The sequence below is a fragment of the Mesorhizobium carmichaelinearum genome, from assembly GCF_900199455.1.
Taxonomy (GTDB): Bacteria; Pseudomonadota; Alphaproteobacteria; order Rhizobiales; family Rhizobiaceae; genus Mesorhizobium; species Mesorhizobium carmichaelinearum.
In genome coordinates this window covers 1-1,158 of sequence record NZ_FZQR01000119.1, presented here as the reverse complement: position 1 = coordinate 1,158, position 1,158 = coordinate 1, and the positions used below count along the sequence as shown (strand labels likewise).

General features: G+C 62.2%; 1 protein-coding gene. It reads right to left on the bottom strand.

Features of this window, described 5'->3' with window-relative positions:
• Positions 1-7: 7 nt before the first annotated feature.
• On the bottom strand, positions 8-1,039 hold the full coding sequence (locus CKW40_RS42245) for an ISAs1 family transposase (protein WP_244571572.1): 1,032 nt from the start codon (positions 1,037-1,039) through the stop codon (positions 8-10).
• Positions 1,040-1,158: the final 119 nt, after the last annotated feature.

Genomic DNA, 1,158 nt, shown 5'->3' with positions numbered 1-1,158 from the left:
GGCAGGGCTATCGCATATGAGCGATTGCCTGGATGAGATAGTCGTCATTCCAAGCGCATTTCTTGATGCGGTGGCTGATGGGGACTTTGTCGATGTCGGCGGCCTGAAGGATATTTCTGGCGATGCGGTTGATGAGGGCGGTGTTGGCGGGGGCGTTGTCCTTGCGGGCACGGCTGAGATCCTCGTGCAGATGAACGTCAAGCATCCAGTGCAGTGAGTTCTCGATCTGCCAATGGGCTCTGGTGAGGTCGATCGCCTGCTGCGGCGACAGCAGCGTTGAGGCCATGAACAGGCGCGTCAGCGGCTTGGCCTGATCGCGCCGGCTGGTGATGCGGATGAAGGCCTTGTGCCCAGGCATCATTGGTTCAGCTGCCACCACGACCTCTGCCTGCCGCCATTCGCTGCGGCCATGGCTGGTTTCGGTCCGCTCAGTGACGGCGGGAGTGGTCTGGGCCAGTTGTTGATTGGCCCGAGCCAACCAATGCCGGCGGTTTCCCTTGAGCGCGAGCAGATAGTCGCCGCCGCGCTGAATGATGGACTTGGCCATGCGCGTGTGGCAGTGGAGGGCATCGGCAGTGACCAATCGTCCAGTAAGATCAATGAGTTCGACGACCTTGAGGGCAGCCTCGACCTCATTGTCTCCTTCGCCGGGCGAGGCCGCCGCCAGACATAGCCGCGCCTGGCTGGCAAAGGCCGACACCGTCAGGGGCGGGCTGGCCGCAAGACCTTTCTCATAGGCCCGCCGCAGCGCCTTGCCATCAAGCGAGACCACGCCCTGGCGGGCCTGGGCAAAGCCTGCGGCAAAGGCGGCGAACGCACGTCCGAAGGCCTCCGGATCGAGCAGGCGCAACAGCCGCGAGAAGGTGTCGTGGCTGGGCGCCTCCTCATAGTCGATCAAACGCGACAGCGCCGGCTTGCGTTCTTGCGCGAACAACGAAAACTCCGTTGCGTTGGTCGCGCCACACAAGCTCGCGGCGATCATCATCACGATCAGGTCGCCAAGCCGATGTGTGGCGTTGGCCGCGCGCGGATCAGGCACCGTACCGAAATAGCTCTCAAGGCTGGTAATGGCAGTCACTCCTCGGTGGACTGCCTTCCCAAAGAATCCCTTCTCAAACCAACTTCAAGCCCAAAATCGCCATATGCGATTCCCCTGCC